Consider the following 17,064-nt stretch of genomic DNA (forward strand, 5'->3'; position numbering starts at 1 on the left):
TATTATTTAAATAGTCAGACATTTATTATTGAATTGTTTTATAATGAATGAGGATAATTTATTTTTTCGTTTATTTTAGGAAGCATTTCATGTCATTTGACTCTCTTGGTTTAGATACCGAGATTTTAAAAGCAATTCACGAACAGAACTACACAACACCAACTCCCATTCAACAACAAGCTATTCCGGTTATTTTATTAGGCAATGATCTGATGGCCAGTGCGCAAACTGGAACAGGAAAGACGGCAGGCTTTGGTTTGCCGATTTTGCAAAAACTGCTTGACCAACAAGTTCAAAATAACAATAAATCGGGTAACCCAAAAGGCAAACGTCCGTTATATGCCTTGATTTTAGCTCCAACGCGCGAACTGGCTGCTCAAATCGGCGAAAATATACGCGATTATAGCCGTTATTTACCCATTCGTTCGTTAGTGGTATTTGGTGGCGTGAGTATTAATCCACAAATGATGAAGTTACGTGGTGGTGTTGATATTTTGATTGCAACACCAGGTCGGTTGCTTGATTTAGTACAACAAAATGCGGTGGATCTTGCTACTGTTAAAATGTTGGTATTGGATGAAGCCGATCGTATGTTAGACATGGGCTTTATTCATGATATTCGTCGTGTGATCGCTAAGTTGCCTAAAAAACGTCAAAACTTGATGTTTTCAGCGACTTTTTCAAGCGAGATAAAAGCTTTGGCAGAAACAATTTTACATTCACCAAAATTGATTGAGGTTGCTAAAACCAATAGCGCTTCAGAGCAGATCACACAATATGTGCATCGGGTTGATAAACGTCGTAAGCGTGAGTTACTGTCTTATTTAATTGGTAAAAATCAGTGGCAACAAGTACTAATCTTTACTCGCACTAAATACGGCGCTAATCATTTGGCAGATCAATTAACCAAAGATGGTATTAAGGCTGCTGCAATTCATGGTAATAAAAGCCAAGGAGCTCGCACTAAAGCATTAGCGGATTTTAAAACAGGGCAAATCAGGGCGTTAGTGGCAACTGATATTGCTGCTCGTGGGCTTGATATTGAGTTATTGCCTTATGTTGTTAATTATGAATTACCACAAGTAGCTGAAGATTATGTGCATCGCATTGGTCGAACAGGGCGTGCGCAAAATCAAGGGCAAGCTATTTCGTTAGTTTGTGTTGATGAGCTTCCACAATTAAAAGCGATTGAAAAGCTGATTAAAAAAGCCATCCCAGAACTGATAACGCAAGGGTTTGAAGTCGATCCTAGAATAAAACCAGAGCCTGTTAAAAAATCCTCAGCAAGGCGTTCTTCCCCCAAAAGAGGAAGCTCAACGGCACACCGATCGTTGCAACCAAAACAAAATAATGTGAAATCAGCTAACAGACAGCATTACACAAGAAGTAAATAAACGAATATTTAATAGAAAAAAGAAGGAAATTATTATGGTTAATCGTAGCAGACGTTTACGAAAAAAATTACACATCGACGAGTTTAAAGAGTTAGGTTTTACTGTTAGTTGGTCGTTTGACGAAGGTACAACCGAAGAAACTTTAGATAATATTGTTGATCAATTTATTCTTGAAGCTATTCAACCCAATGGTTTGGCTTATGAGGGTAGTGGTTATTTAAATTGGCAAGGCATTATTTGTACTCAAAAACTTGGCAACTGTACTGATGAACATCGTGACATTGTCACAAAATGGCTTGAAAGTCAGGGTTTAAAAAATGTTAAAACCAGTCCACTTATCGATATTTGGTGGGATGAGTTAGATTTTTAATTTGCTAAGTAATCAATTGAAGTAAACTAGCCACTAACTGATGTGGCTATCTTTATTGGCTGAATTGGTTTTACTGACTGTTATTTAAAAAATGGATAAAGTCTGTCTTAAAGTAATGTAAGACAGTAAAAAGCAATAGCCACTAGAGTGGCTAATTATTCAATCCCTTGGCTACGCAAGTAATCTTCATAATTACCTGTGTAATCAATGACTTTTTCAGGTGTGATTTCAACAATGCGTGTTGCCAATGAACTAACAAATTCACGATCGTGTGAAACAAAAAATAGTGTGCCTTGATAAAGCTCTAATGCCATATTAAGTGATTCAATCGATTCCATATCTAAATGATTGGTTGGTTCATCCATAACAATAATATTTGGGCGCTGCATCATTAATTTACCAAATAACATACGGCCCTTTTCACCACCTGATAGCACTTTGACCTGTTTTTTTATGTCATCTTGCGAAAACAGCAATCGACCCAAAATACTACGTACGGCTTGCTCGTCATCGGTTGGCTGCTTCCATTGGCTCATCCAGTCAAATACGGTAAGGTCTCCGTCAAATTCATATTCATGATCTTGTGCGTAATAACCAATATTGGCGTTTTCAGACCATTTTATGTCGCCTTGTTCTGGTGTTAATTCCCCCATTAGGGTTTTTAATAATGTGGATTTACCAATACCGTTAGTCCCTAAAATAGCGACTTTTTCGCCCACTTCGACCATTAGATTTAAATTTTTAAATAGTGGACCATTATCAAAACCTTTGGTCAGGTTTTCAACAACAAGCGCATTACGGAATAGTTTTTTATCTTGCTCAAAACGAATAAATGGATTTTGACGGCTAGAGGCCTTGACTTCTTCTAATTTGATTTTTTCAATTTGCCTTGCTCGCGATGTTGCTTGTTTTGATTTAGAGGCATTGGCACTAAAGCGGCTAACAAAGGATTGTAGTTCACTAATTTGTGCTTTCTTTTTGGCGTTATCTGCTAATAAGCGCTCTCTTGCTTGGGTTGATGCTGTCATATAATCATCATAGTTACCAGGATAGATGCGAAGCTCGCCATAATCCATATCGGCCATATGCGTGCAGACCATATTTAAAAAATGGCGGTCATGCGAAATAATGATCATGGTACTTTCACGTTGATTTAGAGTGTCTTCTAACCAGCGGATTGTATCAATATCTAAGTTATTGGTTGGTTCATCAAGCAATAATATATCAGGATTTGAAAATAGGGCTTGTGCCAATAATACACGCAGTTTCCAACCGGGGGCAACTTCGCTCATTAAACCATAGTGTTGTTCAATTGGAATACCAACGCCTAATAATAATTCACCTGCGCGTGCTTCGGCGCTATAGCCATCCATTTCGGCGTATTGAGTTTCTAAATCAGCCACTTTAAAGCCGTCTTCTTCGCTCATTTCAGGAAGAGAGTAGATGCGATCACGTTCCTGTTTGATTTGCCATAATTCGGTATGTCCCATAATTACCGTATCAAGTACCGTGAACTCTTCAAAAGCAAATTGGTCTTGGCGTAATTTACCTAGTCTTTCATGCGGATCTAAAGCCACATTGCCAGAGGTTGGGACTAAATCACCACCAATAATTTTCATAAAAGTCGATTTACCACTGCCATTGGCGCCAATTAAACCATAACGATTGCCATTACCAAATTTAACCGAGATATTTTCAAATAATGGCTTACTGCCAAATTGCATTGTGATGTTATTTGTACTTAACACTAGAATTTACTCTCTTTAACATGCGTTCCACTCACAAGTAATAATTAGCCTTTGAGCAAAGTCGCGGAAATATGAATTGGCGCATATTATGCCATAATAAAACTTGTTTGAGGATCTTTGATTTGTTGCTGATGTTTATGACTGGGATTTTATTTTTTATATTGATTATTATATAACTTATTTTTGTAATCAATTTTTATAATATAAAGTTTACAACTGTTAAGTGAATTGATACGATGCATTCCATTTGTCATTGTTTATATGAATTAATTATGGTTTACCTTATTTTTGTAACGATTGTTTGGTCATTTTCGTTTAGTTTTATTGCTGTTTATTTAAGTGGACAGGTGGATACTTGGTTTGCTGTAGTAATGCGCGTGTTGTTGGCTTTTGTAACATTTATTCCATTTTTACGTTTTAAAAATATTAATTTTAAACAGATGTTTCTTTTAATGGGCGTTGGGGCTTGTCAATTGGGGATTATGTACTTTTTTTATTATAATTCCTTTCAATATATTTCAGTACCTGAAGTGTTGTTATTTACTATTTTTACACCAATTTATGTCACGGTTATTTATGATTTATTGCAAGGTCATCGACTTAGAATGAGTTATCTGTTTACTGCTATTATTGCGGTAATTGGAGCGGCAATTATTCGTTATGACTATATTAGCCGTGATTTTGTTATCGGCTTTTTATTGATCCAAGGGGCTAATATTGTTTTTGCTTTAGGACAAGTAGGGTATAAAAGGATTATGGAAATTTACCCAATGCCACAGCATCAAGCTTTTGCATGGGTTTATTTTGGTGCGGTGATTGTTGCTGCTTTGGGGTGGGGGTTATTTGGCGATTGGTCAAAATTACCCACAACTAATTTACAATGGGGCATTATTGTTTGGCTTGGTGTTATTGCATCAGGTTTATGTTATTTTTTATGGAATTTTGGCGCAACCAAAGTCGATTCGGGGACTTTGGCAATTATGAATAATGTGGTTATCCCAACGGGGATTTTAGTAAATGTTGTAATTTGGCACCAATCCATTGATTGGTTACGTTTTTTATTGGGTAGTATTGTTATTGTTTTGGCATTGTTGCTGCACTACAAAATCACAAAACGTGTCGCACATTAATTTGCCCGCCTTAAGGTAAATGCGTCATAATTGATAAAATTAACGGCGTTGTGATAGAAGACAGTGCCGTTGATATTAACAAACTCGAAGCAATTGGACCTTGTAACACCTGAAATTGCCGTGCCATCATATAACAATTTATCGCAATTGATACTGAACTGAGTAATACGACTACTTGTAATTCTAATGTTGGTAAGCCGATTAATTTGCCTAAAATATAAGTTGCTATGGGTAATATGACCAATTTTAATGAACAAATCGCCGTTGTTACTAGAAGTTTATCGCGAATTTTGTATTCTGCCAGTCCCATTCCTAGCACAATGAGCGAAAGTGGCGCTGTCATATCGCTAACCATTTTGGTTGATTGATTGATGAATTTTGGCATAGGTAATTGTATATAGTTCACTACAATTCCAACAAATATACCAAGAATTATAGGGTTTTTGGATATGTTCTTTAATGCTTTGATAAAGCTTTGTCCCGAAAATTTCCCCATTTGAACAAATTCAATTGATACCGTAGCGAGTGTCCATAAAATGAGCGCGTTGAATATAACAATAATAGCAACAATGGGAATGGCTTTGTCGCCAAGTAGCATTTTGATAATAGGGATACCAACAAATACAGTATTAGTATAAATTCCTCCCATAGCAAAAAGCGTACTTTCTGAACCATTTAATTTAAATAACTTTGACGCAATTAGACAACCAAATGCAAAGACAACAAACGAAGCCCCAAAAAAGACAAGTAACACGTTTATATCGATCTGTGACTGTTCAGAAAAGTGACTCATGATCTGAAATAGCATAATCGGAAACGCAATATAAAAGGTAAATTTGGTTAAGCTATCGGTTACTGTTTTTTGCCAGTGACCTAATTTAACCGCTGAAAAACCTAATAAAATCAATACAAATAAGGGCAGAGTGGATAAAAACTGTGCCCATAATGTGGTCAAAAATTCCATTGCTATTTTTTATTCTTTTATTTGTGATTACGAATAAAGTACCATTCTAAGTCAGTTGATCGTTTAGAATCAAACTGATAGCCCTCTAGATTAAAACTTTTAATATCATCACTATTTTCAATGCTATTTTTTATAATGTATCGACTCATAAGTCCACGTGCTTTTTTGGCATAAAAACTGATAACTTTATAGGTATTTTTACTTTGATCTAAAAAGATCGGTTGAATGATGTTAGCGTTTAGTTGTTTAGTTTTAATCACTTTGAAATATTCATTTGATGCTAAATTAATTAGGGTTCGATTTTTTGACTTAGTCAGCTCACCGTTTAAATGGTTGGTTAATTGGTCACCCCAAAATTGATAAAGATTGCTGTTATTACCATTTTTTAACCGTATCCCCATTTCTAAACGGTAAGGTTGAATCAAATCTAGTGGTCTTAATATGCCGTAAAGCCCTGACAGTATGCGTAAATGGTTTTGTGCAAATTCGAGCTCTTTATGAGTAAAATCTTCAACATGCAATCCTTCGTAAACATCACCTTTAAAAGCAAGTATAGCTTGCCTTGCGTTTTCAAGATTAAAATCACGATGCCAGGTTTGAAAGCGTTCATAGTTAAGTTCGGCCAATTTGGGGCTAATTGACATTAATGTAGCTAAATCTTTAGAACTTAGCTTTTTGCAGTCTTCAATTAGGTTTTCAGATTGGTGCATAAATTGGGGCAAGGTGTTTTGTTTAGTAGTTAACGGGCTTTGGTAATCAAGTGTTTTAGCGGGTGATATCACGGTAAGCATAAAAAGTAACCTATTGTAATTTTCTTCAATTAGGTTTATTTTACACTTAATCCCATCATAAAGGAGTAAAAAAATGAACTCAACCAAAAAAGATATGCATGATATCCGTGCTTGGGCAACAGTTCGTGACACATCAATAGAAATTGCCGAGGCGATTTTTGAACTAGCTAATCATGATGAAGTGCTTGCTGAACAAATTTGGTCAGAAGGTAGTGATGAAGTCTTAAAACGTGCTTTTGCCAAAACAAAAGCTGATAAACTGTTTTGGGGTGAACAAACCATCGAACGTAAAAATATTTAGGTCGTTATGAATTTAACTTTTTTAGGGACAAGCGCTGGGTCTCCAACTGCGCAACGCAATGTCAGTAGTATGCTGCTAGATCTTAGGCAAGAGCAACATGGACTATGGCTTTTTGATTGTGGTGAGTCAACTCAAATGCAAATGCAAAAAGCCAAATTCAGCCTTGCCAAACTCGAAGTTATTTTTTTAACGCATTTGCATGGCGATCATTTGTTTGGTTTACCTGGTGTATTAACTACGCGTTCTTTGATGCAAAATCAATCGCCATTAACCTTGATTGCACCGAAAGGGGTTAAGCAATTTATCGAAACTGTGATCGAAATTAGCTACTCTTGGTTAACTTATACTCTTAATATTGTTGAGCTTGAACAAGACAGCACAGTTTTTGAAGATGAACGGTTCCGAGTGGAAGCTAAATTATTACAACATCGCGTGCCGTGTTTTGGCTATCGTATTATTGAAAAAGATCTGCCAGCTCAGCTTGATATCGATAAATTAAAGCAAGACAACATTCAGATTGGTTCTTATTATAATGATCTAAAAAATGGTAAAACAGTAACTTTAGATGATGGGCGCATTATTCGTGGTGTTGATTATCAAAGTAAAATGAAAAAAGGTAAAAAATTAGCTATTTTAGGAGATACCATACCTTGTCAAACATCAATTACGCTTGCTAACGGTGTGGATTTGCTTGTTCATGAAGCAACGCAAGAAAATGCACTAGAAGACAAAGCAATCGAACGCGGGCACTCGACAACCATTCATGCTGCAACTATTGCTAAACAAGCCAATGCTAAGCGACTTATTATGACGCATATTAGTCCTAGATATAGTTTAGATGATAATAATAAATTAGTTAATGAAGCAAGAAGTGTTTTTGCTAACACTGAAATTGCTACCGATTTTTCAACATTCACTATTTAAGCTATTTTGTCTTTTCGCCGACATTGTCGGCGTTTGCATAATTTAGTATCTAAAGCTAAAGGCAGAAATCCTTAATCAATTGTTCTATTGCTGTTTTAGTCGGTTTTAGAAAGTCCATTGAAATAAACTCATCGGGTTGGTGTGCTTGCTCAATTGAACCCGGACCCAATACAATTGTTGGGGCAATTTGATTTAGGTATGGTGCTTCAGTGCTGTAATTAACTGTTTGTGCACTATGACCGACTAACGTTTCAATATGCTGTAATACGGGGTGATCTTTTTTACACTCATAACCGGGAATTGGGGCGACTTCATATTCAATAGCAATTCGATTTGGGTATTTATCCATAACGGGTTGTAGTGCTTCGCAAAGTGCATGATACAGTGAATCAACATCGTTATCGGGTAATACACGAATATCAATCACCAGTTCACAACAACCGCAAATACGATTGGCAGCGTCACCACCGTGAATAACACCTAAATTTAGGGTAGGGTAAGGTACACTGAATCCGTCGTTGTGATATTGTTCTTTAAATTTTTGTTTGAGTATCAATAAGCGTTCAATAACTAAATTCATTACTTCAATAGCATTAATGCCTTTATCGGGGTCACTTGAATGTCCTGATTTGCCGATCACTTTAATTGAATTAGAGATAAACCCCTTATGAGCTCGTATAGGAATTAACGAAGTGGGTTCACCAATAATAGTGCAGTCAGGTTGTAATTTGGTATTTTTGGCAAAAAATGCTGCGCCTGCCATGGATGTTTCTTCATCGGCAGTTGCAAGAACATAAATCGGTTTATTGAGTGTTTTAAGGTCAATATCGCGTAGCGCATCTAAAATAAAGGCAAAAAAACCTTTCATATCAGCGGTGCCAAGTCCATATAGTTTGTTATTTTCTTCGGTTAGTTTAAAGGGTTCTTTAGTCCATTGTCCTTCGTCAAACGGAACGGTGTCACTGTGTCCGCTTAACAATAACCCGCCTTGTGTTGTATTTTCGCTATTGGAATAAGTGGCTAGCATATTGAATTTGTGGCGAGTATTAGGAACTGGTTGAATATCAACCGTAAAACCTAAATCTTCAAACCAAGTGGCTAGTTTTTCAATAAATGGTTGGTTTGAATAATCTAATTCTTCGTTCGTGACATTACTGATTGTTGGAGTCGAGATAAGCTCATTGTAAAGCGTTAAAAAAGAGGGAAGCGCCATAAACATCACCTTTAAATGATAAATTGAAGATATGTCTTTTATAAGGCTACAAGCATAGCATTTACATTATTTTTTGCATATAAATAATCATGTTGTTTCAATTAATGTTTTATGTTTTGATAGTATTCAATATGTAGATTAACTAATGCATAGTTAGCTGATTAGGAGTTAAATTGACTGCTAAATTTGTTGAATGTGGTGTTTTTTTATGATTTTTATTCATGTTTTAGATAAGCATTTTATACAATAGGAGGAAGGGGAATAATTATATGAAAAATAAACAAAACAATATTATAAAAGTACGGCAAACATTACCTGATAATGTAAGCTTTATTGCAGAAGAAATCGATTATTTAGATTGTCAAAAAAAAGATATTTCTAAAAAATTGACAGCCTATGAAGCTTATAAAATGATGACATCTTATCAACCTAGATGGCTAAAAATACTCTTTAAAATAAGGGATTGTTTAGTGAAATTAATCGGTGTCAAAGCGATTAATGGATTTGATAGTTCTGCGGAAGATAAGCATCAACCAGACGAAAGCAATATGGCCGATTTTTTTACCATAACAGAGGAAACCAACGATAAATTGACATTAGTTGTAAAAGATTGCCATTTAGATGTTTGTGTTTGTATTCGTGTTGTAGATAAAGGTAATGACATAAGTAAAAATACAGTATATTTAATTGCATCAGTTAAAAATCACAATATCTGGGGGAAATTATATATGTTACCCGTTGCTATTTTACATCCTTATATTGTTAATAAATTATTTGAAAATATAAAATAATAAGTCTTTTATTATAAATAACTTATCAATTTGCAATGAGCATATCAGCTTTATTGCATAATATAATGATGTTATTAATTTCAAATCTATAAATAAAATATAAAACCATCTAGCTTAATTTTTTAGCTTTTATTGCGATTGTTTTATGAACAGATATTATTTGCCATAAACATTTGATATTATTTAATCAATACAATTATAGCCTATAACGATTTGTTATTTCGTTAAGCTTTGTTATAAATCACTTTAAAATATAAGGTGTTATTCATGAAACAAATAAGCAGAAAAGGGATTATTATTACAGTCGTTATTGTCGCTATCATTTTTATTTTATGGCAACAATTTAAAACAGACGGATATGGTGCGGACTTTGTCAGTGGCAATGGACGTATTGAAGCGACCGAAATCAATATTTCGACAAAATTAGCTGGCAGAATAGAAAAAATTAACGTTAATGAGGGCGATTTTGTTAAAGCAGGGCAACAACTTGTTGTTATGCAAACCGATACCTTACAAGCTCAATTAAATGAAGCGCAAGCACAATATGGGCAAGCAATAAGTAATGAAACAAGCGCCCAAGCACAAGTCGCGTTAAAAATGAGCGATAAAGTTGCAGCCCAAGCCGGTGTAAGTCAGCGTGAAAGCGATTTAGATATTGCTTCTAAGCATTTACAACGGACTCGCACACTTTATCAAAAAGGCGCATTATCTATACAACAATTCGATGATGATACCGCCAAATTTAATAACGCTAAAGCGGCGTTAGATTCTGCAAAATCGCAAGTTACAGCAGCAGATGCTGCAATTGCCGTTGCTCAGGCCGGTGTTGATAGTGCTAAAGCAGCTATCAATGTTGCCAGTGCAAATATAAAACAAATTCAAGCTGATATTGATGACAGTACTTTAGTTGCTCCTGTTGATGGACGTATTCAGTATCGTATTGCACAGTTAGGCGAGGTTTTACCATCTGGTGGTAAGGTTTTAAATTTAGTAAATCTTTATGATGTCTATTTGACTTTCTTTTTGCCAGAAACGGTGGCTGGTAAAGTGGCTATTGGTGACGAAGTTAGACTTATTTTAGATGCGTTACCAGATAAAGCCATTTCAGCCAAGATTTCGTTTGTTTCAAGTGTTGCGCAATTTACACCCAAAACAGTTGAAACAAAAGATGAACGTCAAAAGCTGATGTTTAGAGTTAAAGCGCAACTAAGCCCTGAATTATTAAAATGTTATATAGCTCAAGTTAAAACTGGTTTACCCGGTGTGGCTTGGGTTAAACTTGATCCTAAAACGCCATGGCCAGATGGCTTATCTGATATTGCAAAATGTCCGACTGAATAATTGGAGATAGCATATGTCAGATTCAGACAATAAGGATTTAGTTTTATTAAATGAAGCTAAATCCATTGATGATGCTGTGGTAAAAGTAAGCAATGTCACACTGCATTACAAAAAAAACTGTGCACTTAATAATATTAATTTAGCCATCCCTCCACGGTGTATGGTGGGTTTTATTGGGCCTGATGGGGTGGGTAAATCTAGTTTATTATCGCTAATTGCGGGAGCTCATGTTATTCAAGACGGTTTAGTGTATGTCTTAGACGGCGATATGAAAGACAAATCACACCGCAAAAATGTCTGTACACGCATTGCCTATATGCCGCAAGGATTAGGCAAAAATCTTTATCCAACTTTATCTGTTGAAGAAAATTTACAGTTTTTTGCTCGTTTATTTGGCAATGATGCTGCAGAGCGTCGCCGTCGTATTGACGAATTAACGCATAGTACTGGTCTTTACCCTTTTTTATCAAGACCTGCAGGGCGTTTGTCGGGTGGGATGAAGCAAAAAGTAAGCTTATGTTCGGCGTTAATTCATGATCCTGATCTATTGATTTTAGATGAACCAACCACAGGGGTTGATCCTCTTTCCCGAGCGCAATTTTGGCAGTTAATCAACAAGATTCGTAAACAAAGACCACAAATGAGTGTAATTGTGGCAACGGCCTATATGGATGAGGCACAAAACTTTGATTGGTTGGTTGCGATGTATGGTGGTAAAATTCTTGAAACTGGTACACCAAGTTCATTACTAGCTAAAACCAAAAAAGACAATTTAGACGACGCCTTTATCGAGTTAATGCCTGAAAATGCCAAGCAAGGTTATCAAACTGTCGAAATTCCACCGTTAGACCTTAATACAGATTTGCAAATAGCAATAGAAGCAAAAGACTTAACCAAACAGTTTGGTAATTTTATTGCGGTTGATCATGTCAATTTTTCAATTAAGCAGGGCGAAATATTTGGTTTTTTAGGATCAAATGGTTGTGGTAAATCAACTACCATGAAAATGTTAACGGGTTTATTACCGATTTCATCAGGTGAAGCGTGGCTATTTGGTAAACCTGTTGATGCTAGTGATATAAACGTTAGGCGCCATTTAGGCTATATGTCTCAAGCCTTTTCCTTATATAGTGAGTTAACTGTAAAACAGAATTTAGTTTTACATGCACGTTTGTTTGGTATTGAGGAAAGTAAAATACCTGAGCGTATTGACGAATTGCTTAAACGCTTTGGTTTAGAGCAAGATGCACAAAACTTGCCCGATAGTTTACCTTTAGGGGTAAAACAGCGGCTTTCATTGTCAGTTGCAGTGGTGCATAATCCACAAATCCTCATCCTTGATGAACCAACATCTGGGGTTGACCCCATTGCTCGAGATGACTTTTGGCGTTTGATCATTGAATTGTCTAGAAAAGACAAAGTCACCGTATTTATTACAACTCACTTTATGAATGAAGCTGCAAGGTGCGATAGGATTTCGTTAATGCATGCAGGTAAAGTGTTAGCAAGTGATACACCTGATAATATTATCAGCGCTAAAAAGGCAAAAACACTAGAAGACGCGTTTATTCGTTATCTTGTTGATGCTGGGGCTGATGATAGTCACACTGAAGAACAAATAACTGAATCTCCAAAAGTCATAACCAATAACGCTATTGAAACATCACAAAAAAATCACCTTCAAGGATTTAGTTTTACACGCATGATAGGCTGCTTATGGCGTGAAACACTTGAATTATCACGCGATACATTACGAGCATTATTAGCATTATTAGGTTCCGCAATTTTAATGTTGGTAATGGGGTACGGTATTACTATGGATGTTGAAGATCTCAGTTTTGCAGTGCTTGATCGTGATCAAAGTATCATCAGCCAAAATTATACGCTTAATTTATCTGGTTCTAAACGCTATTTTATTGAAAAAAACGCTATCACTGATTATAACGACATGGACGCCCGATTACGGAGTAATGATATTGCCTTAGCGATAGAAATCCCTCCTAATTTTGGACGAGATATACAACGTGGTGATCCTGTTGATATTGCTATTTGGATTGATGGTGCTATGCCACTAAGGGCAGAAACAATCAAAGGTTATGTACAAGGTATGCACCTTGCTTGGCTAAGCGAAAAAGTAAAAGAAGTAACAGGAAAGTCATCCACTAGCTTAGCAAATATAGAAACACGCTATCGTTATAACCCTGATATCAAAAGCTTACCATCTATGGTGCCAGCGGTTATTCCTATTTTATTATTAATGATTCCGTCAATGTTAGCAGCGTTATCAGTCGTGCGTGAAAAAGAGATGGGATCGATTATCAACTTATATGTAACACCAGTCACAAAAGCTGAATTTTTGTTAGGTAAACAAGTACCTTATATTGTTATTTCCATGTTTAGCTTTTTATTATTGCTATTTATGGCAATCACCATTTTTGGCGTGCCAGTAAAAGGTAGCTTATTTACATTGTGCCTTGCTGCATTTGCTTATTGTATTATTTCTACTGGCTTTGGCTTATTGGCGTCAACGATCACGCGTAGCCAAATTGCGGTTATCTTTTTAACTTGCGTGGGAACAATGTTACCAGCTATTCAATTTTCAGGACTGTTAAATCCCGTTGCATCACTAGAAGGTAGTGGTCGTTATATTGGTGAAATCTATCCAACAACGCATATGCTAATTATTGCTCGTGGCGTATTTAACAAAGCACTCGGCTTTATGGATTTGCATAATTCGATATTTATTTTATTGGTAACAATACCAATTGTGCTTGGTGCTAGTATTTTTCTTCTTAAAAAGCAAGAAGGGTAGGTATTATGCAAAGTTTAATTAATATTTATCGCTTAGGCATTAAAGAACTTTGGGGATTACTGCGTGATCCTATCATGTTGTTATTAATAGCCTATTGCTTTACCTTTGATATCTATATTGCCGCAACAGCAACGTCTGATTCGTTACATCATGCATCAATTGCTGTTGTTGATGAAGACAACTCCCCCTTATCAACGCAAATTATTGCAGCTTTTTATCCACCAATGTTCAATACTCCTGTTAAATTATATTCAATGAATGATGTCGATCGTGGAATGGATACTGATAAATACACGTTTGCGTTGAATATTCCTCCTAATTTTCAGCGCGATGTGCTCAATAACCAAAGCCCTGAAATTCAACTCAACATTGACGCAACAAGGATGGGGCAGGCATTTGTTGGTAATGGCTACATAATGCAAATTATTACAGGCGAAGTGACTGAATATGTCAATCGTTACAGTAAAACCACAAATTTGCCTGTTAACATACAAATGCATACCGCGTTTAACCCTAATTTAACGCGTTCTTGGTTTGGTTCGGTAATGGAAATCATCAATATAGTCACAACACTCTCGATCATCTTAACCGGTGCTGCTTTAATGAAAGAGCGGGAACATGGAACGATTGATCACCTGCTTGCTATGCCTGTCACACCATTTGAAATTATGATATCAAAAGTATGGTCAATGGGGCTTGTTGTTTTAATATCAACTTGGATTGCATTGTTACTGGTTGTTCATAGCTGGTTAAATGTGCCTATTGCTGGTTCGGTCAGCTTGTTTTTAATAGGGGCGGCATTGCACTTGTTCGTGACAACGTCACTTGGAATCTTCATGGCAACCGTTGCTAAATCAACCGCCCAATTTGCAATGTTACTTATTTTAGTTTTATTGCCACTCCAAATGCTATCAGGTGGCAGTACACCACGAGAAAGTATGCCCGAAATAGTTCAAAATATTATGATGTTTGCACCAACAACGCACTTTGTTGAATTAGGTCAGGCGATACTCTATCGTGGCGCTGGTTTAAGTGTGGTTTGGACTTCGTTTGCGTGGTTATTGGCAATTGGTACTGTATTCTTTTTAATTGCTTTAAAACGGTTTCGTAGTTCAATTGTCAATATGGGATCATAATATTTTTTAATCAATATAATAAAAGAGGAGGGTTTTGATAAAAATAAATAGAACGTTTTAAGTTAGAATTAGCTTAAATTGCATTGCGCATTTTACAATGTGACATAAATGATTTACATTGTATTGATTATTTATTGATTATTTTTAAACAAATTTTTATATAGTATTTTCTATTTTTACCTTCATTATATAAATATCAGAAAAATATTTTTATAGCGATAATTTAATATAAACAATTTAAATCAAATAATTAACCATAATTATAGTGGCGATTATAACAAATAAAATGTAATAAGAGCTATTATTTAGGTAATTTTAATGACATTTTAATTTTTACCATACTTTAACATTCGTTTTTTACTTTATTTATTTGTTTGTTTTTTAAAGAAATAAACCATTTTTTTTACTGATATTAAGCCAAATTTCTATGTTTTTTTGTTTTTTAAAGGTTGTTTGTAGATCTTGCTTCACACAAGGTCTATAAGAATAAGTATAATGAACCGAAGTGACACTATTTTATATTTGAATATAACAACGACTTTATAATTAAGAATGTCTTTTATTAAACATAGTAATAATCATAGTAAGTGCGAAATAGTATTTAATAATATCAATTTATAACAAAGAAGAATGTCGTTTTACATGTAATAAAATATATTCGATTTTGTACCTACTTATTTTAGCTCGGTCTATAAATATAATCTCTAATCTTAAGTTACCGACCATTACCGAATTTGTCTTTTAAGTAATATTATTTTAGGAGTTTTAAAAAAATGAATCTAATCTGGTCTGCAGTTGGGCAAGTTGTAAGTTCTTGTCTTCCGGTCTTTTTACTAATCTTTCTTGGTTGGTTATGTGTACAAAAAGGCATTTTCACAAAAGATTCTAAAAAATTATTATCAGGGTTAGTATCAAATTTTGTTTTTCCTGCGTTGCTTTTTGTGCATACGTCTCACGCTAAACCATCGCAGATATTTAATGGTATTTGGATGATCGCTTTTTTCTGCACTATGTCATTTTTATGGATAATTTGTTTTCTAACCAATAAATATATTTTGCATAAAGAGTTAAAATCAACAGCGATGAATGCCATGTTGTGTTGCTTTCCTAATATGGGCGGAATGGGAGTCCCTTTTTTGACGTTAATGCTTGGGGCAGCATCTACTATTTCGGTTGCTATTGCTAATTTTGTTGTTGCATTATCACTAATTCCGATGACAATTTTTTTATTAGAATTATGTGATACTAAATTATCTGGTGGTAAAGTTACTGGTGATATGATCTTTAGTGCAGTAAAAAACTCACTCATGAAACCCATGTTTTTGGCCGTTATTTTAGGGTTAATTGTAAGTGTTACCGATGGTACTAAATGGTTACCACATTTTGTATTTAATACTTTTGACATTATGTCTAACGCTTGTAACTTTATTTCGCTTATTGCTGTGGGAGTGGGAATTCACGGAGTTCAGTTAAAATTATCTAAACCATTAATGATCAACGTGGTTTTAAAAAGCTTTATTACACCAGTCGTTGCGCTTATTTCAGTGTACTTATTTGGTATTACAGGTATGGAAGCAGAAGAGTTAGTATTCCTATTAGCCATGCCAACAGCATCAACAGCGGTGATTTTGGCTTATAATTGGAATGTCGAGCAAGAACAAGCTTCGAGCATTTTCTTTGCATCAACGGTTTTATCTATCTTTATTTTGCCAACTTTACTGCTTATTATGGATTTCACCGTTCCTGGTGTTGCCTAATAAATAAAGACTAAGTATCAATGCTCTTGTTTTATTTGACTTAAACAAGGGCATTTTTATTACTTATTACACACTTCTTACTTTTTATAAAAAACTCGTCAGGAAAGGTATTGATTTTATTGAAGTTTTTATTTTTATGATTTTATTTACATAATAGCCTTCAAATACCCCATTTTTAGTACAAATTTCACGTAGAAAATTATACTCTTTATTTTCGTGTTTTATATTCAATGGGTGTTACGTTATTTGATTCATCATGATGGTTTTCAGTATATAAATAATTAAGCATTCTTTGGTATTTTTGTTAATACATCCGATAAACATATTTATTGCAAGGCATTGAAGGTTTGTTTACAAAAAATGTTTATCATTCAAATTTTTACAAAAGTATC

At 35.1% G+C, this 17,064-nt stretch carries 14 protein-coding genes; 10 read left to right on the forward strand and 4 right to left on the reverse strand.

Annotated features, from left to right (window positions below; translation table 11 throughout):
- Nucleotides 1-89 precede the first annotated feature (89 nt).
- On the forward strand, nucleotides 90-1,394 hold the full coding sequence (locus tag GQ594_RS04700) for a DEAD/DEAH box helicase (RefSeq protein ID WP_160411495.1): 1,305 nt from the start codon (nucleotides 90-92) through the stop codon (nucleotides 1,392-1,394).
- 31 nt (nucleotides 1,395-1,425) lie between these two features.
- The gene (locus tag GQ594_RS04705) at nucleotides 1,426-1,764 is read left to right on the forward strand and encodes a 50S ribosome-binding protein YggL (RefSeq protein WP_160399953.1); all 339 of its coding nucleotides are present in this window, start codon (nucleotides 1,426-1,428) and stop codon (nucleotides 1,762-1,764) included.
- Nucleotides 1,765-1,919: 155 nt separating this feature from the next.
- On the opposite strand, the gene GQ594_RS04710 is transcribed toward GQ594_RS04705, so the two are convergent.
- Nucleotides 1,920-3,512, reverse strand: coding sequence for an ABC-F family ATPase (locus GQ594_RS04710; protein WP_160411496.1), 1,593 nt, complete (start codon nucleotides 3,510-3,512; stop codon nucleotides 1,920-1,922).
- A 272-nt stretch (nucleotides 3,513-3,784) separates the two neighbouring features.
- Here GQ594_RS04710 and GQ594_RS04715 point away from each other — a divergent pair, with 272 nt between their 5' ends.
- Nucleotides 3,785-4,642: a carboxylate/amino acid/amine transporter gene (locus GQ594_RS04715; RefSeq protein ID WP_160399852.1), complete on the forward strand. Its 858-nt coding sequence runs from the start codon at nucleotides 3,785-3,787 to the stop codon at nucleotides 4,640-4,642.
- Nucleotides 4,643-4,652: 10 nt separating this feature from the next.
- On the opposite strand, the gene GQ594_RS04720 is transcribed toward GQ594_RS04715, so the two are convergent.
- The gene (locus GQ594_RS04720; RefSeq protein ID WP_160411497.1) at nucleotides 4,653-5,606 is read right to left on the reverse strand and encodes an AEC family transporter; all 954 of its coding nucleotides are present in this window, start codon (nucleotides 5,604-5,606) and stop codon (nucleotides 4,653-4,655) included.
- A gap of 17 nt (nucleotides 5,607-5,623) precedes the next feature.
- Nucleotides 5,624-6,397, reverse strand: coding sequence for a peroxide stress protein YaaA (gene yaaA, locus GQ594_RS04725; protein WP_160399854.1), 774 nt, complete (start codon nucleotides 6,395-6,397; stop codon nucleotides 5,624-5,626).
- A gap of 73 nt (nucleotides 6,398-6,470) precedes the next feature.
- Here yaaA and GQ594_RS04730 point away from each other — a divergent pair, with 73 nt between their 5' ends.
- Together GQ594_RS04730 and rnz are read left to right on the forward strand one after the other, a co-directional pair.
- Nucleotides 6,471-6,698: a YccJ family protein gene (locus GQ594_RS04730; RefSeq protein ID WP_160411498.1), complete on the forward strand. Its 228-nt coding sequence runs from the start codon at nucleotides 6,471-6,473 to the stop codon at nucleotides 6,696-6,698.
- A gap of 6 nt (nucleotides 6,699-6,704) precedes the next feature.
- Complete coding sequence (gene rnz / locus GQ594_RS04735; protein WP_160411499.1) at nucleotides 6,705-7,622, forward strand: ribonuclease Z; 918 nt, start codon at nucleotides 6,705-6,707, stop codon at nucleotides 7,620-7,622.
- A gap of 55 nt (nucleotides 7,623-7,677) precedes the next feature.
- Here the strand turns inward: rnz and argE are convergent, their stop codons facing one another.
- Nucleotides 7,678-8,841, reverse strand: coding sequence for an acetylornithine deacetylase (gene argE / locus GQ594_RS04740; RefSeq protein WP_160411500.1), 1,164 nt, complete (start codon nucleotides 8,839-8,841; stop codon nucleotides 7,678-7,680).
- A gap of 263 nt (nucleotides 8,842-9,104) precedes the next feature.
- Between argE and GQ594_RS04745 the strand changes: the two genes are divergently transcribed.
- The 5 genes from GQ594_RS04745 (at nucleotide 9,105) to GQ594_RS04765 (ending at nucleotide 16,672) form a co-directional block, all read left to right on the forward strand.
- Complete coding sequence (locus tag GQ594_RS04745) at nucleotides 9,105-9,626, forward strand: DUF2867 domain-containing protein (RefSeq protein WP_091124885.1); 522 nt, start codon at nucleotides 9,105-9,107, stop codon at nucleotides 9,624-9,626.
- A 267-nt stretch (nucleotides 9,627-9,893) separates the two neighbouring features.
- On the forward strand, nucleotides 9,894-10,967 hold the full coding sequence (locus GQ594_RS04750) for an HlyD family secretion protein (RefSeq protein WP_160411501.1): 1,074 nt from the start codon (nucleotides 9,894-9,896) through the stop codon (nucleotides 10,965-10,967).
- 13 nt (nucleotides 10,968-10,980) lie between these two features.
- Complete coding sequence (gene rbbA / locus GQ594_RS04755) at nucleotides 10,981-13,779, forward strand: ribosome-associated ATPase/putative transporter RbbA (protein WP_160411502.1); 2,799 nt, start codon at nucleotides 10,981-10,983, stop codon at nucleotides 13,777-13,779.
- Nucleotides 13,780-13,784: 5 nt separating this feature from the next.
- Complete coding sequence (locus GQ594_RS04760; protein WP_160411503.1) at nucleotides 13,785-14,915, forward strand: ABC transporter permease; 1,131 nt, start codon at nucleotides 13,785-13,787, stop codon at nucleotides 14,913-14,915.
- Between the two features lie 773 nt (nucleotides 14,916-15,688).
- Entirely contained in the window at nucleotides 15,689-16,672 is a 984-nt protein-coding gene (locus tag GQ594_RS04765) for an AEC family transporter (RefSeq protein ID WP_160399861.1), read from the forward strand.
- Nucleotides 16,673-17,064: the final 392 nt, after the last annotated feature.

It is taken from the genome of Gilliamella sp. Pra-s52 (genome assembly GCF_009795805.1).
GTDB lineage: Bacteria > Pseudomonadota > Gammaproteobacteria > Enterobacterales > Orbaceae > Gilliamella.